The sequence below is a fragment of the Bartonella sp. AC10YNML genome, assembly GCF_042196825.1.
In the GTDB taxonomy this organism is placed as follows: domain Bacteria; phylum Pseudomonadota; class Alphaproteobacteria; order Rhizobiales; family Rhizobiaceae; genus Bartonella.
In genome coordinates this window covers 97,260-118,520 of the sequence record NZ_JBHIRA010000005.1, presented here as the reverse complement: position 1 = coordinate 118,520, position 21,261 = coordinate 97,260, and the positions used below count along the sequence as shown (strand labels likewise).

Annotated in this window: 21 protein-coding genes, 2 tRNA genes and 3 pseudogenes; 5 read left to right on the top strand and 21 right to left on the bottom strand. The window is 36.5% G+C overall.

Annotated features, from left to right (window positions below):
- Positions 1 to 3: 3 nt before the first annotated feature.
- The 13 genes and pseudogenes from ACFINA_RS04345 to ACFINA_RS04285 all read right to left on the bottom strand — a co-directional run bounded on the left by ACFINA_RS04345 (position 4) and on the right by ACFINA_RS04285 (position 8,619).
- Positions 4 to 936 carry a DMT family transporter gene (locus ACFINA_RS04345; protein ID WP_375615136.1) on the bottom strand — a complete coding sequence of 311 codons (933 nt, stop codon included), beginning with the start codon at positions 934 to 936 and terminating at the stop codon, positions 4 to 6.
- An 11-nt stretch (positions 937 to 947) separates the two neighbouring features.
- Positions 948 to 1,690, bottom strand: a pseudogene (locus ACFINA_RS04340) (SDR family oxidoreductase).
- Between the two features lie 164 nt (positions 1,691 to 1,854).
- On the bottom strand, positions 1,855 to 2,613 hold the full coding sequence (locus tag ACFINA_RS04335; RefSeq protein WP_375615135.1) for an HAD family hydrolase: 759 nt from the start codon (positions 2,611 to 2,613) through the stop codon (positions 1,855 to 1,857).
- Between the two features lie 84 nt (positions 2,614 to 2,697).
- On the bottom strand, positions 2,698 to 3,084 hold the full coding sequence (locus tag ACFINA_RS04330) for a hypothetical protein (RefSeq protein WP_375607430.1): 387 nt from the start codon (positions 3,082 to 3,084) through the stop codon (positions 2,698 to 2,700).
- A gap of 294 nt (positions 3,085 to 3,378) precedes the next feature.
- The gene (locus ACFINA_RS04325; RefSeq protein ID WP_375615134.1) at positions 3,379 to 3,540 is read right to left on the bottom strand and encodes a hypothetical protein; all 162 of its coding nucleotides are present in this window, start codon (positions 3,538 to 3,540) and stop codon (positions 3,379 to 3,381) included.
- A gap of 11 nt (positions 3,541 to 3,551) precedes the next feature.
- A complete protein-coding gene (locus ACFINA_RS04320; protein WP_375615133.1) occupies positions 3,552 to 4,355 on the bottom strand; it encodes an AfsA-related hotdog domain-containing protein in 804 nt (267 codons plus the stop codon).
- Between the two features lie 291 nt (positions 4,356 to 4,646).
- Complete coding sequence (locus tag ACFINA_RS04315) at positions 4,647 to 4,880, bottom strand: hypothetical protein (protein WP_375607427.1); 234 nt, start codon at positions 4,878 to 4,880, stop codon at positions 4,647 to 4,649.
- Positions 4,855 to 5,034, bottom strand: a complete 180-nt coding sequence (locus ACFINA_RS04310; protein WP_375615132.1) for a hypothetical protein — start codon at positions 5,032 to 5,034, stop codon at positions 4,855 to 4,857. Before ACFINA_RS04310 ends, ACFINA_RS04315 begins: the two co-directional genes overlap by 26 nt.
- A 103-nt stretch (positions 5,035 to 5,137) precedes the next feature.
- Positions 5,138 to 5,269, bottom strand: a complete 132-nt coding sequence (locus ACFINA_RS04305; protein WP_375615131.1) for a hypothetical protein — start codon at positions 5,267 to 5,269, stop codon at positions 5,138 to 5,140.
- Between the two features lie 86 nt (positions 5,270 to 5,355).
- Complete coding sequence (locus tag ACFINA_RS04300) at positions 5,356 to 6,051, bottom strand: carboxymuconolactone decarboxylase family protein (RefSeq protein WP_375615130.1); 696 nt, start codon at positions 6,049 to 6,051, stop codon at positions 5,356 to 5,358.
- 878 nt (positions 6,052 to 6,929) lie between these two features.
- Positions 6,930 to 7,214: a type II toxin-antitoxin system RelE/ParE family toxin gene (locus ACFINA_RS04295; protein WP_246054788.1), complete on the bottom strand. Its 285-nt coding sequence runs from the start codon at positions 7,212 to 7,214 to the stop codon at positions 6,930 to 6,932.
- Positions 7,207 to 7,425: a TA system antitoxin ParD family protein gene (locus ACFINA_RS04290; RefSeq protein ID WP_005773872.1), complete on the bottom strand. Its 219-nt coding sequence runs from the start codon at positions 7,423 to 7,425 to the stop codon at positions 7,207 to 7,209. Before ACFINA_RS04290 ends, ACFINA_RS04295 begins: the two co-directional genes overlap by 8 nt.
- 510 nt (positions 7,426 to 7,935) lie before the next feature.
- Positions 7,936 to 8,619, bottom strand: coding sequence for a DNA adenine methylase (locus ACFINA_RS04285; protein ID WP_375615141.1), 684 nt, complete (start codon positions 8,617 to 8,619; stop codon positions 7,936 to 7,938).
- 150 nt (positions 8,620 to 8,769) lie between these two features.
- Between ACFINA_RS04285 and ACFINA_RS04280 the strand changes: the two are divergent.
- Both ACFINA_RS04280 and ACFINA_RS04275 read left to right on the top strand, forming a co-directional pair.
- Positions 8,770 to 9,552, top strand: a pseudogene (locus ACFINA_RS04280) (tyrosine-type recombinase/integrase); the annotation flags it as partial.
- 729 nt (positions 9,553 to 10,281) lie between these two features.
- Positions 10,282 to 10,374 (top strand): annotated as a pseudogene (locus ACFINA_RS04275) (DUF4102 domain-containing protein); the annotation flags it as partial.
- Between the two features lie 975 nt (positions 10,375 to 11,349).
- On the opposite strand, the gene ACFINA_RS04270 reads toward ACFINA_RS04275, so the two are convergent.
- The 5 genes from ACFINA_RS04270 to ACFINA_RS04250 all read right to left on the bottom strand — a co-directional run bounded on the left by ACFINA_RS04270 (position 11,350) and on the right by ACFINA_RS04250 (position 14,546).
- Positions 11,350 to 11,426 (bottom strand) — tRNA-Arg (locus ACFINA_RS04270).
- Between the two features lie 39 nt (positions 11,427 to 11,465).
- Positions 11,466 to 11,771, bottom strand: a complete 306-nt coding sequence (locus tag ACFINA_RS04265) for an ETC complex I subunit (RefSeq protein ID WP_375606624.1) — start codon at positions 11,769 to 11,771, stop codon at positions 11,466 to 11,468.
- A gap of 89 nt (positions 11,772 to 11,860) precedes the next feature.
- Positions 11,861 to 11,937 (bottom strand) — tRNA-Pro (locus ACFINA_RS04260).
- A 711-nt stretch (positions 11,938 to 12,648) separates the two neighbouring features.
- Positions 12,649 to 13,338 carry a DnaA regulatory inactivator HdaA gene (gene hdaA / locus ACFINA_RS04255; RefSeq protein ID WP_375608309.1) on the bottom strand — a complete coding sequence of 230 codons (690 nt, stop codon included), beginning with the start codon at positions 13,336 to 13,338 and terminating at the stop codon, positions 12,649 to 12,651.
- Complete coding sequence (locus ACFINA_RS04250; RefSeq protein ID WP_375606626.1) at positions 13,335 to 14,546, bottom strand: AI-2E family transporter; 1,212 nt, start codon at positions 14,544 to 14,546, stop codon at positions 13,335 to 13,337. Before ACFINA_RS04250 ends, hdaA begins: the two co-directional genes overlap by 4 nt.
- Positions 14,547 to 14,704: 158 nt before the next feature.
- Between ACFINA_RS04250 and purM the strand changes: the two genes are divergently transcribed.
- Positions 14,705 to 15,796 (top strand): phosphoribosylformylglycinamidine cyclo-ligase, encoded by a 1,092-nt coding sequence (gene purM, locus ACFINA_RS04245; protein ID WP_375606627.1) that lies wholly within the window; start codon positions 14,705 to 14,707, stop codon positions 15,794 to 15,796.
- Positions 15,793 to 16,404, top strand: coding sequence for a phosphoribosylglycinamide formyltransferase (purN, locus tag ACFINA_RS04240; RefSeq protein ID WP_375606628.1), 612 nt, complete (start codon positions 15,793 to 15,795; stop codon positions 16,402 to 16,404). The genes purM and purN overlap by 4 nt, the downstream gene beginning before the upstream one ends.
- A gap of 284 nt (positions 16,405 to 16,688) precedes the next feature.
- Here purN and ACFINA_RS04235 read toward each other — a convergent pair whose 3' ends face one another.
- Positions 16,689 to 19,223: a response regulator gene (locus ACFINA_RS04235; protein WP_375615129.1), complete on the bottom strand. Its 2,535-nt coding sequence runs from the start codon at positions 19,221 to 19,223 to the stop codon at positions 16,689 to 16,691.
- Between the two features lie 218 nt (positions 19,224 to 19,441).
- Between ACFINA_RS04235 and ACFINA_RS04230 the strand changes: the two genes are divergently transcribed.
- On the top strand, positions 19,442 to 19,918 hold the full coding sequence (locus tag ACFINA_RS04230; RefSeq protein ID WP_375615128.1) for a hypothetical protein: 477 nt from the start codon (positions 19,442 to 19,444) through the stop codon (positions 19,916 to 19,918).
- A 57-nt stretch (positions 19,919 to 19,975) separates the two neighbouring features.
- Here the strand turns inward: ACFINA_RS04230 and dksA are convergent, their stop codons facing one another.
- Complete coding sequence (gene dksA, locus ACFINA_RS04225) at positions 19,976 to 20,392, bottom strand: RNA polymerase-binding protein DksA (RefSeq protein ID WP_375606631.1); 417 nt, start codon at positions 20,390 to 20,392, stop codon at positions 19,976 to 19,978.
- A 308-nt stretch (positions 20,393 to 20,700) separates the two neighbouring features.
- Complete coding sequence (locus ACFINA_RS04220; RefSeq protein ID WP_375606632.1) at positions 20,701 to 21,240, bottom strand: flavin reductase; 540 nt, start codon at positions 21,238 to 21,240, stop codon at positions 20,701 to 20,703.
- Positions 21,241 to 21,261: the final 21 nt, after the last annotated feature.

Sequence of the window (21,261 nt, the reverse complement as noted above, 5' to 3'; positions counted from 1 at the left end):
ATATTACTCTTTATGCGCATTGGGAACGGCTTTTCTAGATCCTAGTAAGCTGAATATATAGCCTTGTCCGATTAGAACTCCAAAAATCGTAACAAAAACGCCTATGATTTGCATGATTTGAGGGATGAAGCCGAACAGGATTTGCACCAATAAGGCTGAAATAGGTACAAAATTGAAAAATATCGCCGTCTTACCCGGACCTCGGATCGCTATTCCAATATTCCAAAATAGGTAGGCTAAAACTGATCCTGCAACCCCCATCCAAAGGAGTGCGAATAAACTAGCGCCGGACATAGACATCGTTTCTTGAAAAGGGGATTCGAATAAAAAGGTTAGGACGCCAAGGGCGACGGTGCCAGAGAGCATCGTCCAGCTTGTTGTTTCAAGCGGGGTTGCGTTCTTGACAAATGACCGCGTGCCCACGGTATAGAACGCCCAACCAATGGAACCTAAAAGAATCATAATATCTCCTTTGGCAAAGGAAACATGGTTAGACAAAAATCTCCCATTTGTTATGACTAAATAGACCCCGAACATGCTAATGAGCATCCCTATAACCCTCTCACAGGTTGGGAAAGATTTATTCATGATAGCTTCAATAATATTAGCACTAATAGGGGTTGTCGCCATGATGAGGGAGGCTGTTATGGGATTTGACGTTTGCAAGCCAACAAATAAAGCGCCATTAAACCCTGCCACACCGATAATCCCTAGGAAAATATAAGAAATAAAATTTTGCGATAAAACATGCCACCGCAAGCCTTCTTTGAAAATCATAATTAAAAATATGGCGATTACGGCAATGAGAAACCGCTCAAAAGAAGCTGTCCATGGAGAAACAGTCGTTAAAGCTATCTTAGTGGCTTGGAAATTGGAACCCCAAAAAAAGGTTCCTACGAGGGTTAAGACAAGAGCTATTCTGGGCGTGATTTTCATTGGATAGATCCTTATATTTGATACCAAAGTGGAGCATCGAGACGTATAGAAGAAATTTGTGCGGTATTAGATGAGGAAAGAATAAAGTTGACCGCGGAAGCAATGTCATCTGGTTGAAGCATTTTGGCAAGATTCTCTGGAGGTATCTCTGGGAATCCTTTAAAATTGCGACGAAAATCCGTATTAACTTTATCAACTTGGATTGAACAAACACGAATATTTTGTGGCATTCCCCATAAGCGCAACCCACCACTATAGCCCTCTACAGCAAATTTAGAAGAAGAATATGAAATTAAAGAAGGATTGTATTCTACACCCCATATGGATGAAATATTTAAATATCGGCGCGAATCTCCTTTTTTAGATAGGGTAAAGTAGCAGCTATTATATAGAACATTCCTTTAATATTCACATCAAATGTTTCAGCACATTCTTGAGCATCAATTGTTTCTGGATCGCCACTATAACAAATGCTTGCTACATTAACTAAGACATCAAGACCACCAAATTCTAAGATAACCTTATGGACAGAAGAGTCAATGGCTTCTTTATCGCGGATATCAACAATCAATTTACATAAGCTTGCCGTATCGATGGAGGTTGGTAGTTCTATGTCAATGATGTCTGCACTTGCTACCTTATGACCATTTTTCAATAAGTTTAGAACAATTGCTTTACCGATGCCGCGAGCGCCTCCTGTGACTAAAATACGTTTCTGTTGTTGTGAGTAAATTCCGGTCGTGTTTTTTATCATTTCGTTTAGCATTTTCTATACCTGAAGTTGTAATCATTAATATTCAGCTAGTTTATTTTTAGCCATGCATTATGTATTACTGTATTATGTTTAATGTATTGAGTATTATTAAATTGTTTAAATAATAAGATAGCCTTAAAGTTTATTGTGATTAGGTTGAATAACTAAAGAACTGATATTTCATGTAAAGACGTCTCATTAAAAGGAAATACCTTTTTAGAGGAGAATGCTAGAGTTTGTGATTCTTTAGGTAGATTTAAACAGCGCCAACCATGCTTGTGAGCATACGCCTCAAGCAAAGGATCGCCAATAACAGCGACAGGATGACCTACAAGCTTCAGCATATGCTCATCGGAAATATCATCACCGTAGGCCCAGCAGTTCTTAAGGTCACCACCATGTTTTTCAATAAAATCCTGAATCGCAAGCGCTTTTCCAACGCCGATCGTTTGCGGAGGGACGAAACGGCCATTATATTTTTGCCCATCATGCAATAGTTTTGTGTCCAAGATGTAAGGTACACTTAGATGTTCTGCAATGGGGGCTAGAATTTCTATAAAAGAGCCGGATACTAAGACCGGCTCAATTTTTTGGCTATGATGGGATTTTAGTTCTGTTACTACTTCTTGGATTAAGAAAGTAGGATTAATCAACGCGCGCTTTGCCCAAGTTTCTGCACATCTTGTTACTTCTGCTACAGCACGTCCGGCAAAAAATTCATAAAAGCGACGGTTTATTACGCTGCGCGGACTCTGGTTATCATGGTGTGCACGTAAAATAGCAGTAGTATCTGCATATTCCTCTTGATGAGCGTTGGTTGAAAAACCTAGCCAAGATTTATACCAGAAATCGTGGAAAGCGAGCATACTCTTGCTCCGAATAAGGGTGCCATCTACATCGAAGAATGCATACGCAAGACTCATTATTAATTTCTCCCTTCAAAAAAAATTAAATACTTTATAATGTTGTTTGTTCTTTATAAGCATGGATATGATTTATTCGTAATATTAATCCTTTGTTGTGAATTCCCAGAAACCTGTTTTTTTGAGCTTTAGCTGCGCGTGGACATCCCCTCCTAAGCCATACCATCCGATCGCACCGCCTCGATTCATTTGATAACTCATCCAAAGCAAGACGATATTTACTATTCGATTAGCAGAGGGATCGTTCACAGATGGAAACGGATTGGGTAATATTGCTTGATAAAAGGCATGCCCATCAGCATCTGCCAGTAGTATATTGGGAAGACCAAGTGGGCTGGGTCGTGTAGGTGCATGGGGATTCAGATCATGTTGCCGTAGTGCCATAATTGTGTAAAGACTGTTAGGAATTAACCCCAAAAATTCAAAACGAAAATGTCCTGTTCGTTGGTCGTTAGGGACGAAAACTTCCATGGATCCTTTCGCTTTACACCATTGTTCAAGGGTTATCGGCGCAGTAATCTTTCTACCATCTTGGTTTCGAGCGTCTGGTATTGGTACTTCATGGAAGCCATAGCTTGGCAGATAAATATTTTTCGCATTGGGGCATTGCGCTGGTGCAAATATTACTGGATAATTATTGCATGGTAATGGTAAGGGCAGAGTATGTAATACAAGAGAGGCATCACTACTAGAAAGAGGATCTGAAAGTTCTTTTATGATATCGTAGGGAGCATTCTTGCCGAATTCAGGAGTTACAGTAGAGGTTTATACCAAAGCTCTTCCCCACTCTGAGGTAAGTTCTCCATGGGAATTCATGCGATTGATTTGTCCAATAACAATAAAATTTCCCTTTTCATCCATTACTTCGCTCGGGGAATAAGTCGGTCCTTGTGTAGTCAAACTTAGTTCGTACATTATTGTTTTCATAGATAATGCCTCTACGCAAGATAAACATTTTCAAGGTTCTCAGCTTTCCGCGAGACAGAGTCCCTACCTGTTTGCTTGTTAAGAAATTTAATCGCTTGTTTGTGTTCATTCTTCTTTAGTTTTTCTGCATGATAAGCAGTAAACTGAAAGGAAAGAGTAGCGACGCTCGTGTCGCCTTGGTTAACTGATATAGTTATATCGAAGTGAAGGCGAGATAATCTGGATATATCGCTAGAGTTAATTCGATAGTTAAAAACAACGTCAAGAGGGAATACAAACCCTGTAAAATTGGCAGCCAGGCTATTTAACACAAAGTAATACAGCTCCGTCCAGTTATCTCCGATAAAATATTCCTCAGTAACTGCTAAAAACATTTGACGAGCTGCTTCAATCAACACCATACCTTGTATATGTTGTCCAGTTTGATGATCATTCATTAGTTCTGACCGTTCATCCAATATTAAGTGAGATTCAAAATTATGCTCATCTAAACGTTTCGGGTGAGAGATAATCGCATTTCTGATGTAGTGCTTATGACTTTGCAGGCGGCTAACGCGAAGTGGACGCTGTAGTAGAGGAGAAATATCAATCCCGTGGGCTGCGAGTGGATATAGTCCTTGGTCATAAAGAGCTTGAGCTTGAACTTCTGTTAACCCTTGACCGCTAACAAGTTGACTATTACTAGGTAAATTGGCAAAGGAATTTGTACGTATCATCTCTAAAATTTCCCCAAAAGTCTTAACGTTTTCATGTATACTAAATTCATGAAATTTATTGCCAACTATAAAAATTTTCTTATTAGATGTATTTTTCATTGTGCTCCCTGCCTCAAAATTATAACTAATTTTAACTCTCTTTTTATATCTCTTTGATTTATTTGAAATAAAAACATACTCTTCATAAAATTATTATATGGCTTTAAAAATCGGTAACTACGTTATTGATCAAATATAAGCAAAAATTTACCAAAATAATTACATTACTTAAAACATACATGGCTTTTCGGTAATATTATAGAAGAGTAAGCGCTCATTTTTAGCAATCACTACCCTCCACTCAAACCAAAAGCTGTAGCTTAGTTTTACAGCTGTCGCCGTAGTTCGTTGTTAATTAATAAAGCGTTTGTAAATTTTTGTATAAAGTCCACCTTCTCCACCCGTGATAAAATTGTCTCCGGCCTTTTTAATTATCTCTTGATAGCGCGGAGAAGAAAAAAGGCTCTTATAGATCTCAGGATCAACAGAAAAACCGGAGAGAAACATAACACCCAGCTCTGTACTAATGATGGAATGATAAGCAATAAACTCTTCAACCTCAGATACCTTGCGTACTAAGGTCAAAAATGGTTTTGTCTCGCCATTGGCGGTAGGAAGTAAAACGGCTTGGAGGAACCTCAATATGACGCAGCTGCAGATACGGTGTGCTAGGCAAAGACTGCTTGAGCACTTTTACCGATTCAACATAGGTCAAAAGTTGACGACGAAAGTCGTTCACAAGATCTTCTCCCAATAATTTTAATTCAAGCTCCCATATCCCCGGCAAGCTCTCAATCTGTTTTAATGAGGGCAAGGCTCTCAACTGCAGAACAGTCCTATTATCAAAGAGATACAAACACCGTAGCCTGCTGCTCAGATTTTTCTGCTGTGATCTGCCTCCATTTCTTAGCTACTGTAAGAGTTTGGTTTTCTTTAGGATATATTTCTGTAATTAAAAGATACGGTGTAGACATTAAATTCTCCTTGAAATTAAGAAAAAAATTAAATTCGTAAGTATCACGCTTTTGATAATAATGATGTTGCTGGCAAATAAATTTCTCTATGTCTCCTTGCGTGAGGCAAAAACTTCTTTAGCAATTTCAACGACATTAATCGCTGCAGGAAAGCCTGCATAAGGAGCAATGTGAATTGCTAATTCAATCACCTGTTCGGGCGTGCCACCTACATTAAGCAGACCCTGTATATGCAGCTTCAGCTGTGGAATCGCAGTTCCTAACGCTGCCACCGTTATAATTTCCCGTTCAAAGAAGTTGAGGATAGGCCGTGTGTAGATATCACCAAACCCAAACTCAACAACAAAACGAGCTAAGTCTGGAGCAATGCTACCCAGTGTCTTAATAATCATTTGTCCATCGGGGCCATCAATACGTTCTAGTGCCTTCAGTCCAGATTCGTAGCGATCCTCGCATACTAATGGCGAGCCGCAACTAGATATGAAGTCTAGTTGCTTTTCATCAAAGACCTCTTTTGCAGCAAAAACACTATTTAAGGCTGCTGGAAACCCTGCATAAAGTGCCAATTGTATCATTACTTCAATCAGCTCAGCAGGACTACACCCAATATTAAGAGCACTGGTAAGGTGGAATTTGAGTTGCCGTCTTGCATTACCGAGAGTTGCAAAGATGGCAACGGTGGCAAGCTGCCGAATACGGCTTGTTAAGTGAGGTCGCTCATAAATTTCTCCATACACAAAAGAGATGATGAATTTTGCGAGATCAGGGGCAATATCGGCCATTTCTTCAAGAATTGAAGGGGTCTAGACCAATTCCATAGAGCGTAAACGCTCCACGCCCAATTCATAAGCATTTTTCTTATAATTTACAAATGTTTGTTCTTGCATGTAATGGCCCCCTCCCCACGGAGCTTTAGTTTGATAAGGCTTTTACTTTCCTTAAAAACTAAACCTTCAATTAAAATGCAATACCTTATCTCCTCTTGCGGACTTGCATTGCATGAATCGTTATCGTGCTTTAATATCCTAGTCAATCATTTTTGTAAATTTATTTTATATTATTTTTCATTTTTTACATTATAGGCAATCCTTATGAAGCTATAGCAGATAGTAAGGGATTTTTCTATGGCATTAATATTACGTTGATGCAGCAGGCACGTGTAGCCTTTCCAGACGTTGTACTTAAGACTGAGCTAAAATTAGCAAATTAAACCCTTCTTATTCGTATTTGCGCAAGAGAACTGAGGTGTAACTTGTTGAGCGTAGAAACACCATGCATGATTATGTACGCATTGAGCTATAGGACTTAGTTGTATTTAGTATTTTGCGGCTTGAATTTACCGAGGAAAGTGCGAAGCGTTAAATTTATAACAGATGCTACTGACTTACCTCTAATCTAATAAAGTTCTATCATGACAAAGCCATTTGTTGGGGTGTACGGAAGAGCTTTGTTTTTAACTCAAGTTAGAGGTATGTAATAGCAGATGAGCGCTGTACTCCTTTGCTGCAAAGTCCTCCAATCGGTTTAGCTAAAAATATTATGCCGCAATTAGGTGCCCAATATAGCTTGATCATGTCTATAAATTTTGGTTTAATACCTCTAGCACTGGAGAACTTTAGTAAAATTAATGCTGTGTGCCTCTATTAAGTTGTAAAATATATTATGCTTTAAGATCTCGGTAAAAATTTTCATGAGAGCCAAGTGCTAATAAGGTCAAAGTAATCGTGTGATCTTCATAGCTGTAAGCAAGCAGCGTCAATTGCTTGGCCATTTTAAATTTATAGACAAAAACACCAGAAAGATCACCTGTTTTGGCTTGACCAATGGTGGGCGTTTTCATAATGACGCGAACAGCTTGATCTAGATCTTGTTTTTGGTTGGCATGCAGTTTTTTGACAGTTTTTTTAAATGAATGGGTTTGTAAAACTTGCATAGATTCAGCCAAATTCGAATGCTGTTACATCGCCATCTGCATTTTCTTGTTGTCCAAGTAAGATTGCTTGAATAAATTGAAAGGAGAGATCTGGATTTTCTTCGGCTATTTTGCCCATACGCGACCAATATTCAATTTGCTTAGGAACCGAGCGGCTATAAACAGACGCGTAACGCTTAGCCTCATTAATGAGATCATCAGACAGTTTAACAGTTGTAGCCATGACTATACTCCTACCTTACAATAAGGTGGTAATATAGTTCAAAAGGTGTTAAAAAGCAACCTTTGAAACACAATAACCCTAGCAGATCTCTAACACAATTCCTTCTCTCACAGCCATCTTTCTTAATATCTGAAAGAAGAGAAAATAAAAGATAAATTTAGAACTAAATGATCGAGAATAAGCTCTAAAAAGGTTCGGGATAGGCAGAAAATAAGTTAAAAGAATCAACGGAATCAAAATTCCCGAACTTCTATATAATCTATTGATTTTATATAAATATAGCATTCCTACCCCCTCCGCCACAGCACTTTTGTCGTGCTATAAATTATTGATTCTATATGTCTTGTATGTAGCTTGTCAGCAGGTTTTGCAGAATTTGACAGCAGGTTTTGCAGCAATTCATTTTTAAAATTCACGTCTTTTTTAAAAAATTAAAGGGGTTTTCAAAGGGGCTTCAAAGACCTTTCAAAGATCATTTAAAGACCCTTTAAGGCAGCTTTTTCTCCTTTGCTAAAAGTCGCAATTTGAGATGATGAGCTCTTGAGCTGGAATTGGATTATTTGAACTGCATGTATAAGATATGGTGACCTCTTTTATCTTAAATGGGCTAAAGCTTTTGCGAATCTCCGGCACATCATTGAGTAACAGAAGAAACTTTCCCTTTAATTGTGCAAGCAGTGTGGACATCCTCTGATAATCCTCTCGCTTAAACAAATCCTTGCCATAGTAATCCTCAACACCCCAATAAGGCGGATCAAGGTAAAACAAGATGTTGGGACGATCATAGCGCCTAATAAACTCAAACCAATCTAAATGTTCAATGGTCACACCTGCTAAACGACGGTAAATAAGCTTTAAGGAGGCTTCAAGTTTGAGACTATTAAACCGTGCACCACGGTGTGGATCAACTCCAAACGTCTGTTTTGCCACTTTGCCACCAAAACTCAACCGCTGCAGATATAAAAACCGCAATGCCCGCTCTAAATCTGTCAGGGTCTTGGGATCTTGGGTGCGTAACCGTTCAAACGCCTCACGGCTACTCACCTGGAATTCCAACAGATCCATGAAAGGGTAATAATGGCGTTGCAACACCCGAAAAAAATTCACCACATCACCTGAACGATCATTGATCACTTCATATAAAGGAACTAATTTTCTCCTTAAAGATACAACATATTGATTTATAATGATAATCTATCGTTATTCGTATTGAATTAGCCCCTCGAATAATGCAAGATTCTCTCATTTTAAATCTGCTTATCTTGAATCAATCAAAACCACTCATTTGCACGTCACAAGCGGGATGAGTGTGTGGATCAAATTTGTATAAGAAAGGAGTAAAAAATGGCTCTTATGAACCGTCTTAATGCAAGATCTGTCGCAACATTGGGGGCTGGCAAATATAATGATGGTGCTGGCTTGTTACTTCATAAGCGTAAAGATGGAGGTGCTCAATGGATTTTACGGTATACCCTTCACGGACGTCATCGTGAAATGGGATTGGGAGCGTTGCGAGATGTCTCTTTAAAACAAGCCCGTGAATTGGCAAACCAATGGCGTTCTGTTTTGCACGAAGGTCGTGATCCTATTAAAGAACGTGAGAAACAAAAGCGTGAAGCAATAAGCAATCTCCATTATTTAAAAGATATTGCTCTAGATGCTTTTGAAAGTCGGAAAGCTGAATTAAAAGGAGATGGTAAAGATGGGCGTTGGTTTTCGCCTTTACAACTTCATATTCTCCCTAAATTAGGGTGTTTACCCGTTTCTGAGATTACGCAAACAGAAATACGCAATGTTATTGCTCCTATTTGGCATACAAAAGCTGGAACTGCTTATAGAGCTCTTAATCGTCTTAATCTTTGTCTCAAACATGCGGCTGCTTTGGGTCTGGATGTTGATTTACAAGAAACAACAAAAGCACGCGCTCTTTTAGGTAAACAACGCCATAAGATCACGAATAGATCAGCGATGAATTGGAAAGATATACCAGCTTTTTATCAGTCACTCTGTAAAACACAAAACATAACACGACTGGCTTTGCGTTTACTTATCCTTACAGGGGTTCGTACACGCCCTTTACGTTATATCCATAAAGATCAGATTGACGGGGATATATGGACAATTCCTGTCACGCCCACCATTCAATTTTATAGTATAAATAAATTATTGAATTATCGTATTCTTCCAATGTACGGGATGCGTAAATAAAGATTCGGAAATAAGATTTTGCAACATGCCTCTACAAAGGACATACTTTACAGAGTGTTTCTAATATTTTTTTACGTTCTGATAGCGCCTCTTTGGGGAAGCCATCTAAAAAGTATCAAAAACGTAATAACAGCCTCATTTTGAAACAGATTAGAAATTTGATTTTAAAACTCTTTCCACAAGCATAGGCTTCTGTTCAAAAAAACATTGTTTATTTCCTGATCTATCCCCTGTTTTTCTTAATTCTTTCATGTCTATTGGTATACACTTGTTGTCCAAACAGTTAGATATAACAACAGTCACTTCGATAGATATAAAACACTTAGCCTTAGAGCTGTATTTTGAATTTACCAATTACAGATTATAATAAAATATTAAAAAGAGTAAAAAAATACGATAAAAGCAAATTTTTTCATTCTAAAAATATATTGATTCATAATCATGTTTTATTGTTTGCCATGTTAAATGAGAAATCTAGATATCGTAATGTTTTCTCATTTCAAACCTATTTATATTGAATTAATCAAAACCGTCTCTTTTACACGTCATAAGAGGAATTAATATTAAGTAAAAATTGTATAAAAAAGCACAAAAATGCCGATAACTACCTCAAATGCTAAGATTTATCGCAACATCGGGGGCTAAAAAATAGGCAAAGTGTATGATAGTGCCGGCTTGTTACTTCATAAGCGTAAAGATGGAGGCGCTCAATGGATTTATCATTGTACTATTCACGAGCGCTAGCGTGAAGTGAGCTTTAAGAGATATCTCTTAAAACAAGCGCATAAAATGGCATTCTCCTCACACTGTATTTCTATTGAAATAATGATCACCTTGAATCGTGTGAATTTAGATCTTCAGATCTCATCTGCATAACATTTTAATGTGATTGTTATCCAATATTAAAATACCTCTAATATGATGTACAAACTATAAAGAAATAAGAAAAAACATTTGAAAATTTAAATATGAAATCTAAAAACTTAATTCTGAGATACAATCTATCTCCATTCATATAAATACACAGCATATATTCTTAAACCGATAAGACTAAGAAAACCTAAATATTGATGAATATCTATAACCATACCTGAGAAACAGTGATAATCACGTTAAATCAAATTGTCCGCAAATGCCTCTCATTGAAAAAAACAATATCTTATCTGGGCGGCACATATAACATCTTCTTATACGAAAAAACTATAAAAAAGCAATTCGTTATGAATCCACTGCTTCCAAGACAAGAAGATATTCTCCACCTCTTGTGCCGCCTGTAAATTCTCATCATAAACAGATATCGTTTTTATTCTTCAATGTTTCATAAACTGTTCTAAATCACATCCATCATGCCTTGTATATAATCAAAGTCGATCTTACTAAAGGTCATGCTGAAAAATATAATAATATTATTCATAAAAAATAAAAAAATTACAATAGATGTTTTTTTTTGCAATTTCACCAGCATTAGCAGCAATGCTTAAATCTAATCTAAGAAATAAAATATTCATTTTCAGAAAGATGAAAAGAAGCTCTTAAAAAAGAATTTTTACTGAAAAAAGGTAAAACAGCATTATTTTATACTAAAACAGTCAATAGAAAAACGTTTAGCAACAAAATCAACCAAAAAACATCAAAAAGGTTCGGGATTATACAGAAAAATAAGCTAATACAATAAGAGGAAAACTCTCTTTATAGCCTATTGATATTATTTAAACATGGTGATCCCGACAGGATTCGAACCTGTGACCCACGGCTTAGAAGGCCGTTGCTCTATCCAGCTGAGCTACGGGACCCAACTGATTATTTTCTCAATTCAAAATAGCATTTTTAATTCAATGTGTCCAAGGTTGCTGCCGATCACTGCGAAAATTATCAGAATAAGAAATAGCACGTCGAATCGATGTATGTTTCTTTTCTACACGGTAAGAGATAGCATTCTTACGTGCAAAAGCAATCGCTTCTTCTTTCCTATTAAATCGGATCCTTACCTGATTATTCATATCAGACGTTGCCGTGTATCCCATAAGAGGTTCAAGCATTTTTTCTTTCATCGGCTCATACTCTAGAACCCAAAAACTTGTATTCCCCTTACCTGACTGCATAGCTGTCTTAGCAGGACTATAAATACGTGCGATCATGTCTTTTTCCTTCAGATTAAACAACGCTTGAATGATAGTTTCTCATCACACGTACCCAATTTGGTCATTTTCACACACTCAATCAAATATGGTCGGAGCGATAGGATTCGAACCTACGACCCCCTGATCCCAAATCAGGTGCGCTACCAGGCTGCGCTACGCTCCGCCATTTACATTTACTTGATGCACATTTCCTAAAATTTTCACAACAGAAGTGCAAGAGAAAAACACACTTTTTTTAAATTTTGTTGCATTTCTTTACAAAAAAGCACATTTTTTAATTTTTTCCCCTACTCAATAACAAATTTATTGACAAATAGTAGAAAATAACCTCCGTAAAAAATCCAATCTATATTAAAAAAGAATGAATTTCTCTATAAAGACTTCATAATTTTTATCCTGTTTTAAGCAAGCTCTCACTGTATCAAAACGCATTTCACAGATACAGTTTTAGAAAAAAACAACTTAAATATCATAGAAAAATTTTCCCAAAGAGAACATAAGCCAAAGAATTCAGCTGTATTAAGCTTTTTTCTCCTCTTTTTCTATCTTCCCAAGGACTCTTTTATTAAAAACTCTAGAATCTGCGACAATTCATATTCATAAACAACAAACATTTTTTCAAAGCACAAAGGTTTCATTATAAATAAAATAAAGCGCTCTTTTTAGAAAAATTTTCAAATGCGAAGATGAAAAAAATTCAATATCATACAATAAAATCTCAAAGTTATTTAAAATAATGACATGACAAAAGTAAAAAACACTATTTTTCTCTCTTATATAGATATCCAAAAAAGAAAAAATTTAAATGACTTGTCTTTTCACATATTGAAACGATAATAAAAGGTCAGAATAGGTAAGCCGCGATAAAGAGTATTTACGGATTTCTTCTATTCAAAACTTCAGCAATAACAGCACGTGTTATTTTTCTTTTTCTTTGTAATGCCAACTGATCAACAGAATCAATAACACGCTTCAATGAAAATAAAGAACGTTCACAACGACTTACAAGGTAATAAACCGTATCTGGATGTACAATAAGTTGCCTATCGGAAAAAAGCTTAAAAGCAACAGCTGTTAACAATGCATCATCAGGCTGATTAATTTCAACGAACATCACCGAATTAAGACGACTTTTTAGATCATTTAACGTTAAATTCCAAGCGGAAGGAAGTGTTCGTGCCGTCATCAATAAAGTAGCTTGTCGTGCATCAAGATTTGTTTGCTTAATACTGTTAATTAAATGAAAAAGTTCTGTCTCATTGATTTCACCTGTATCAATATCCTCTATTAAAAATGATCTTCCTAAAGAAGCCATAGTAACAGCCTGATCAAGTTCATTGTACTGAATCCTGAAAGCATCTGCTTTTTGGAGCCATATATTAGAAAAGTGCGTTTTTCCAGATCCTTCTTTACCAACTAAAACTGCAATAGGTAAGCTCCAATTGGGCCAGTGATCAATAAGCTGAAAAGCCATACGATTACTTTCCGTTACCACTAAATCCTCAAATTGAAAAATCGGATCATAAGGAAAATTTAAAGATAATTGCGTTTCACGCCCATTCATTTTAGCGGCTCCGAATTTCCGCTTCGCGAATACATCTGAGAACTCAGATAAGTATGAAGAGCAAAACGAACTAAAACGCCAACAGCCGCTGCCGCTGGAACAGCAACAAGCATACCAGTAAAACCAAAGAGTGAAGAAAAAGCAAAAAGTGAAAACATCAACCATACGGGATGTAATCCCACTGATGAACCTACAAGCTTGGGTTGAAGAATATACCCTTCAATAAATTGACCAATTAAAAAAAGTGCCATCACAACAATGATTCCCCCCCAATTATTGGGATAAAACTGGACCCATGCAATACCAACAGAAAGGAGCAAACCACTCATTGTGCCAATATAAGGAACAAAGCTAATAAGACCAATAAACATACCAATCAAAAGACTAAAATTGAGTCCTGCAATCGTTAAACCAATAGCATAATAGCCTCCCAATATGAGACAAACTGTTCCTTGTCCACGAACAAAGCCTGCAATAGCTCTATCCATTTCATGAAAAATACTACGGACGGTTTCAAGATGATCACGCGGTATTAACGAATCGATTGCTGTTACCATACGTGGCCAATCTAATAACATATAAAATGCCACCACAGGTGCCACAACAAATAGGCTAACGATATTAACGATAGATTTTCCTGACTTTAAAAGTGAATTCAAAAGAGACGTAATAAAATCCGAACCTTCGCCCAAAAATCCTTTAATATTATTCCGTAATTCATTTGGATCACTTCCAAAATAGCGCCTTAACCAATCAAAATCATGCTCAACAAAAAAGGTTTGAATACGATTAATATAAACAGGTAAACCATCACTCATAAACTGCTGTATTTGCCAACTAATAACAGGAATCAAAATAACTAAAGCAGCAACAAAGATAATAACAATAAATAAGGTAATAAGGACAGTCCCAAACACACGACGAATACCAAATTTTTCAAGTAATTGAACAATGGGATTGAGAAAATAAGCCAACACAATCCCTGCCACAAAAGGAAGCAAAATCGATCCAAAAACAAACATAAAAAGAATGAAAAAAATCAGCGTACCCAGCCAAAAAAAGATTTGTCTTTTCATATTATTCGGCAACGGTAATTGAGTATACGCTGGCACATAAGTCTTATAACGATCACGAGATGTATTCTCACTCACTTTCTTTCTCATAAGTTTCCAAGAAGACTGTCCGTGATTATCTGATATCTTGCTCATAAAATATCCTAAAAAAAACTTCACAAAGAATTATAAACAACTTCAAAATAAGCTACAAGAAAAGTTGCTTATTTTCTTATCAATATCTCTTGCAGAGAGAACTCTATCATGGCATTGCATAATATCAAAACCTGATTTTCCATTAAAGGAAGGCTCCAATGAGCAATCAAGATCTTATAAAGAATAAATCCAAAGTCGGCCTTACCTACGCAAAAGCCGGTGTAAACATCGATATGGGTAATGCCATGGTAGAAAAAATCAAACCCTTTATACGCGCTACAAAACGAGCCGGAGCAGATGCAGAAATTGGTGGGTTTGGTGGCCTTTTTGATTTAAAAGCCGCTGGCTTTACAGATCCTATCCTCGTAGCAGCCAATGATGGAGTGGGAACAAAATTAAAAATTGCTATCGAAGTAGGTCACCATAATACTGTAGGTATTGATCTCGTTGCTATGTGTGTCAATGATTTACTTGTACAAGGAGCTGAACCGCTTTTTTTTCTGGATTATTTTGCAACTGGAAAGCTCGACCCTGAACAAGGGGCTGCGATTGTTTCTGGTATTGCAGAAGGATGTAAACAAGCCGGTGCTGCTCTTATTGGAGGAGAAACTGCAGAAATGCCAGGAATGTATGCAGAGGGAGATTATGATCTAGCCGGTTTTGCTGTAGGAGCATGCGAACGCAGCAAGCTACTCCCTTCAAAAGATTTGATAGAAGGTGATGTTATATTAGGTCTAAGCTCCTCTGGAATTCATTCCAATGGCTTTTCGCTTGTTCGACGAATCATCCAGCAAAATTATCTCAAATGGAATGACCCTGCCCCTTTTTCCCCTGAAAACAGCCTTGGTATAGCACTTCTTACACCAACACGCATTTATGTAAAATCGCTTCTTCCCATCATGCGAAAATATGAAGGGATTAAAGCTCTTGCTCATATTACGGGTGGAGGCTTTCCTGAAAATATTCCACGTGTCCTTCCATCTTCTCTCTGCGCTGAAATTAATCTTTCTACCATCAATGTTCCAGCAGTATTTTCATGGATTGCCAAACAAGGTAAAATAGAAGAAACAGAAATGTTAAGAACATTCAATTGTGGTATTGGCATGATCATTATCGTAGCACAGCATGCAGCTGAAGCAATTACACAAGCTCTTGAAAGAAAAGGAGAAACTGTAACTCCACTTGGCATTTTAATAAAACGCCAAGATCAAAATAAAGGAATACTTTATAAAGGGGTACTGAATTTATGAAAAAAAAAATTGTCGTTTTTATTTCTGGTAATGGTTCGAATATGGTCGCCCTTGCTCAAGCAAGCCAACAAACGGAATATCCTGCTGAAATTGTCGCTGTTATTTGCGATAATCCGCGTGCAAATGGTATTGAAAAGGCACAAAATCATAACTTACCCATTCATATTGTTGATCGTAAAGTTTACAAAACAAAAGAAGAGCATGAAGAAAATATTTTTACGATTTTAGATCAATATAAACCAGATTTTCTCTGCTTTGCAGGGTATATGCGCCTTATCTCACCACGTTTTGTAAAACTTTATGAAGGACGAATTTTAAACATTCATCCTTCTCTTTTGCCTTCATTTAAAGGCTTAAACACACATGAAAAAGCTTTACAAGCAGGTGTAAAAATTACGGGTTGCACTGTTCATCTTGTTACAGAAGACGTGGATGCAGGAAAAATCCTTGCTCAAGCAGCCGTTCCAGTCTATCCCCATGATACTGCTGAGCGCTTAGCAGAAAGAGTTCTTAAAGTAGAGCATAAACTCTACCCCGAAGCCTTAAAAGCATTTATTGAAGGAAAGAGCAAAATGATAGATACGCAACAACAGCTTTTATCTTTTTGAGTGTATCAACAATCTATTAATCAGCATATTTCAATGCTTTACACATAGTTTCTGCTCAGTATCTACAATTGAAAATCTCTATGAAATGTTGACATAATAGAGCCCATCTCTTCAATAAATTTTTGCACAAAACATGTGATTTTTTTGAATTTTATTTCATTTTCAAAATTCTTCTTCTTTATTTAATTCTATGACATTATCATAAGCTCTATTTATCAAAATGCTCTCGTATTTAGCCTAAAAAATCTTAAAATACGCACTTTTTCTATTGCATAAATTTTTGCTCATGACGAAAGTGTTTCTTTAACTGTTACAGCTAACTGTTTGAGTGTAAAAGGTTTAGATAAAAAACCAAAAACAGCATCTTGTGGAAGATTTTTAGCAAAAGCATCTTTTGCATATCCAGAAACGAAAAGAAATTTGATACCAGGATAGTTTTTACGGACTTCCTTCAATAAAGTGGGCCCATCCATTTCTGGCATCACCACATCGGAAACAATAATATCAACATCTCCTTTTTGTTCCTCAAGAATAGAGAGTGCTTCCACCCCACTTGCAGCCTCTAAAACCGTATATCCTCTCATTTGAAGAGCTCTTACCCCCCCCATTCTGACCGCATCTTCATCTTCAACCAATAAAACAGTCGCAGATCCTGTTAAGTCTATATTTTTATCTTTCTCTTCATCTTTTTCAACCTTTTGAGAAATTTCTCCTTTTATATTGGGGATATAACGGGGAAGAAAAATATGAAATGTTGCTCCTTCACCTTCTTTACTTTCACAATAAATATACCCACCGCTCTGCTTGATAATTCCATAAACCATTGATAAACCAAGTCCTGTTCCTTTTCCAACTTCTTTTGTTGTAAAAAATGGCTCAAACATTTTTTCTTGTATAGCAGCAGATATACCAGCTCCTGTATCTGAAATAGTCAATTGCACATACTCGCCAATTGCTAATCCAAGATGATTAAATTCAGCACTTTGTTGCTTTGTAATATTATTTGTCGCAATCGTAACAATACCTCCATCTAACATGGCATCACGCGCATTAATAACCAAATTCATAATAACACGCTGAAAAGATGCTTGATCAACTTCAACGCTCCACAAATCTCTTCCATGAATAATTTTTAACTGAATATTATTACCCAAAAGTGGTAAAATAAGATTGCGAATGTCTGATAAAAACTCTGTAAAATCAACTTCTTCAGGTCGAAGTGTTTGCTTTCTAGAAAAAGCTAATAATTGCTGTACAAGAGCAGCTGCACGATTAGCATTATTTTTAATATTGATCAGATCAGCATGAGCAGGATCAGAACTACGATGCGTATTTAAAAGAAGATCACACGACATTAAAATTGCTGTTAAAACATTATTAAAATCATGAGCAATACCGCCAGCCAATTGTCCTACAGCTTGCATCTTCTGACTTTGCATCATTTTATCTTCAAGAGTTTTTTGTTCGGTTGTTTCAATCACAGAGATAATAAGCAAATCTTGCAATACATCACCATGATAGGGCGGTACAGACATAATATGGAGCCGTAAATGGCATTCTTCATTTTTTTCTAAAACAGTTTCTAGAGAAACAAAATAATTTTTATTTGTTGCAATTCTCTGAAAAGAACGCTCTAACTGCACACAATCACGACGAGAAATAACATCATAAAAATTGACAGCTTTGTCCATACATCCCGTGAGTGATGAAAAAGCTTTATTCATATGAACCAATTGCCCTGCATGATCCACCACGGCTATTGCAAAAGGACTCGCATCAAAATATTCTCCTAATATACGGGGTAATTTTAATTGATCGTCCTCTTCTTTTTGTATTTGTTGTGGAATGATCACAATACGATAAATAGCCTCCTCTTCTAAGAGAGAAGAAACAGATATAAGACAATGGAATATTTTCTCACAAGTCGTGTGTGAATTTAAACATAACGAAAGCCTATAAGGTAAAGAGTAACCTGAACTTTGATATCTGTTGGTTTGTAAACAGATATCACTCCATGAGCTCTTAGCGCCAACGCTATCAAATAACGAATCAAAATTATATTGACCAATTGAGAAATTAGCTAAATCAATTGAAAACCATTCTGCAAAAGTCGCATTGGCATAAAGAATAGTTCCTTGTCTATTAACGGATACAAAACCAATAGAAGCTTGATCCAAGTGATTGATAGCCTCTTGAAGGTTCGAGAAAAAAACTTCTCGCGTTTGTTGTAAGTGCGAAATATCAGTAATACGCCAAAATAAAAGCTTTTTTTTCTGTTTTGTGATAGGTTGAATGGAAATATTATACCAAACAGACTTTTTTGGTGTAGAATCGGTAAAAATTGGCTGTTCTACTCTTAATTCCTCTTGCGCTGCAAGATTATTACAGGCTGCAACCTTTAAACGGTACGAGAGGGCACCAGCTCCTGGAAGATCCGCAATAACCCTATAACAAGACACTTCAGGCCTATAGGTCAGAATTTTTCGATAGTTTTGATTAGAATAATAAACAAAACCAGAAAGATCAGAAATTACAATTGCATCATCGCTCCTATTAAAGATGCTAAAATCAAAATCTTCATGCGACCACACATGATATCTTAAAATTCCCATTCCATACAAAACGAGTGTTGCAACACCGATCATTGCTAGAATCAAAAAAGATATTGATATCGCCTGTTGCAAATAGTTTTGTGTATAAAAAAAACCTAAAATACCCACAATGAAAAGAAAACCTAATACAAAAACAACTCCAAAAATAACAACTCTCCGATGAAACGAAGACGCTGATCTTTCATTATTCTCAAAATCTTTATCCATCTCTCTTTGCCTTAGCTTATAGCTATTTCTTATGTCACAAAACTTCCTTTATATTCGTTGTTATGTTGTTATAAAGTATATACTATGATATTATCTAAGATAAGATCGCTTAATATTCAAAAGTTTATTTCTTAAGTTATAAGTGAACCTTTTGAGGGTATGTTTATAAATTTATCTCAATAAAAAATAATATTTCCATACAAAATGGGAGAAAATCTATGTATATCTGGTTATCAGAGCAAATAGGTGTATCTGCGGCAAACATAACGATAAGCTTTTTGATTTTTTTAATAACAATCGCAGCTATTACCATAATTATCGTATTTTTACGCCGTTTAAATACAAGAAGATTCAACATTAATAGAAAAAAAAGCCTATCGCGATTAGCATTATGTGAAGTAATTTCTATAGATCGAGCACGCCGCCTTGTTTTAATCCGTTGCGATAATAAAGAACATTTGCTCCTTATTGGTGGATTAACAGATATGGTTGTAGAATCCGATATTACCGGTACATCCAAAATACAAAAGAGAGAAACACACACACATCTAAATTCCACCCCTACAGAAAGAAACGATATATCGGATAAAAGTCCCTCTCCTTTTACGAATCAAGCGGTAAAAGATTCAACCATCACCGCCGAAATTGAGGGGCGGCAAGAACCATCTTTATTCATTCCTACCCCTCAAAAATAAAAATATACAATTTTATCACCACGAATTTCGTTTGTTTATCATCTTAATAACCTTACCTTAATCATCGCGATAAACTCTTTCACGTCGTTCGTGACGTTCTTGCGCTTCCAATGACAAAACGGCTATCGGCCGAGCCTCAAGACGCTTTATACTAATGGGTTCGCCGGTTTCTTCACAAAAACCGTATGTCCCATTATCAATGCGCTCTAAAGCAGCATCTATTTTTGAAATAAGTTTCCTCTGACGATCACGAGCACGTAATTCGATTGTACGATCAGTTTCACAAGAAGCCCGATCAGTCAAATCGGGTTGACCAACATTCTCTTCCTGCAAATTTTCCAAAGTCTCACGAGCTTCTTTTAATATATCATTCTTCCAAGAAACCAATTTAGCACGAAAATACGCCTTTTGCCGCTCATTCATAAAAGGCTCATCTTCACTAGGGCGATATTGACCATAAATCTCTTCGCTCATGCAATAAAAAACCTCCACATATGCTATGTGCGGTCTATATATTGTGCAATACCCATCAACACAAGAGTAAAATGTTTTTTCATAACAATCGACGAATATATTTAAATGTACTGTTTAGATTTGATCACTTTATTTATGTAGATTGAACTCTTGATTAAATCTCATCCAGAATCATTTTTCTCGCTTATTGAAAAACCTTAAAAAGAAGGAAATCAGATATCAGAGTCATCCCTCCCCTACTCTCTACATTGTTTAAAATCTAAATGAAGCAACAATAAATCATTTCATCAATGCAAAAAATAAAATCTTTATAAAGGCAAAGTGTGATATTCACGTTTCAAATACATCAAAGCATCTTTTTCTTTATTACAGTTAATTGCAACAACCTCACCAATCAAAACACAATGAGTTGCGTGTTCGTGCCAACAAATCAAACGACAATCAAACGACGCTAGAGCATCTGAAAGACTAGGCGCCCCCGTTTGCAAAGCTCCCCATTGAGCAACATCAAAACGCTCATTTTGTGTAGAATTGCAACGCCTCGAAAAAACATCCGCTAATGAGCGATGTTTTCCTGCCAAGCTATTAACACAAAAATTTCCATTCTCCATAAATACCTGATTCTTTAAATTATGACGCATAAGACAAACAAGAAGGGTTGGAGGATTATCAGATAAAGAACAACACGCCGAAACAGTCACCCCGCGTCTTCCCTTAATACCATTTGTTGTCACAATATGCACAGCTCCTGCAAAAAGACTCATGGCGTCTCGATATTCTTGGGAAGAAACCGCAATAGTATGTTTATGTTGAAGTTCAGGCATCAAATATGTTTTATGATTCGACATATCTTTCACTTATAAAGCTTT

What these genes read in the sequence shown, in the direction of transcription:
- ACFINA_RS04230 (WP_375615128.1), top strand. Translation starts at nt 19,442, where the DNA reads ATGTATATCTGGTTATCAGAGCAAATAGGTGTATCTGCGGCAAACATA.
- ACFINA_RS04335 (WP_375615135.1), bottom strand. Translation starts at nt 2,613, where the DNA reads ATGAGTCTTGCGTATGCATTCTTCGATGTAGATGGCACCCTTATTCGG.
- ACFINA_RS04330 (WP_375607430.1), bottom strand. Translation starts at nt 3,084, where the DNA reads ATGGAAGTTTTCGTCCCTAACGACCAACGAACAGGACATTTTCGTTTT.
- ACFINA_RS04345 (WP_375615136.1), bottom strand. Translation starts at nt 936, where the DNA reads ATGAAAATCACGCCCAGAATAGCTCTTGTCTTAACCCTCGTAGGAACC.
- dksA (WP_375606631.1), bottom strand. Translation starts at nt 20,392, where the DNA reads ATGAGCGAAGAGATTTATGGTCAATATCGCCCTAGTGAAGATGAGCCT.
- ACFINA_RS04220 (WP_375606632.1), bottom strand. Translation starts at nt 21,240, where the DNA reads ATGTCGAATCATAAAACATATTTGATGCCTGAACTTCAACATAAACAT.
- ACFINA_RS04290 (WP_005773872.1), bottom strand. Translation starts at nt 7,425, where the DNA reads ATGGCTACAACTGTTAAACTGTCTGATGATCTCATTAATGAGGCTAAG.
- ACFINA_RS04250 (WP_375606626.1), bottom strand. Translation starts at nt 14,546, where the DNA reads ATGAGCAAGATATCAGATAATCACGGACAGTCTTCTTGGAAACTTATG.
- ACFINA_RS04300 (WP_375615130.1), bottom strand. Translation starts at nt 6,051, where the DNA reads ATGGCCGATATTGCCCCTGATCTCGCAAAATTCATCATCTCTTTTGTG.
- ACFINA_RS04235 (WP_375615129.1), bottom strand. Translation starts at nt 19,223, where the DNA reads ATGGATAAAGATTTTGAGAATAATGAAAGATCAGCGTCTTCGTTTCAT.
- ACFINA_RS04325 (WP_375615134.1), bottom strand. Translation starts at nt 3,540, where the DNA reads ATGAAAACAATAATGTACGAACTAAGTTTGACTACACAAGGACCGACT.
- hdaA (WP_375608309.1), bottom strand. Translation starts at nt 13,338, where the DNA reads ATGAATGGGCGTGAAACGCAATTATCTTTAAATTTTCCTTATGATCCG.
- purM (WP_375606627.1), top strand. Translation starts at nt 14,705, where the DNA reads ATGAGCAATCAAGATCTTATAAAGAATAAATCCAAAGTCGGCCTTACC.
- ACFINA_RS04320 (WP_375615133.1), bottom strand. Translation starts at nt 4,355, where the DNA reads ATGAAAAATACATCTAATAAGAAAATTTTTATAGTTGGCAATAAATTT.
- purN (WP_375606628.1), top strand. Translation starts at nt 15,793, where the DNA reads ATGAAAAAAAAAATTGTCGTTTTTATTTCTGGTAATGGTTCGAATATG.
- ACFINA_RS04265 (WP_375606624.1), bottom strand. Translation starts at nt 11,771, where the DNA reads ATGATCGCACGTATTTATAGTCCTGCTAAGACAGCTATGCAGTCAGGT.
- ACFINA_RS04305 (WP_375615131.1), bottom strand. Translation starts at nt 5,269, where the DNA reads ATGTCTACACCGTATCTTTTAATTACAGAAATATATCCTAAAGAAAAC.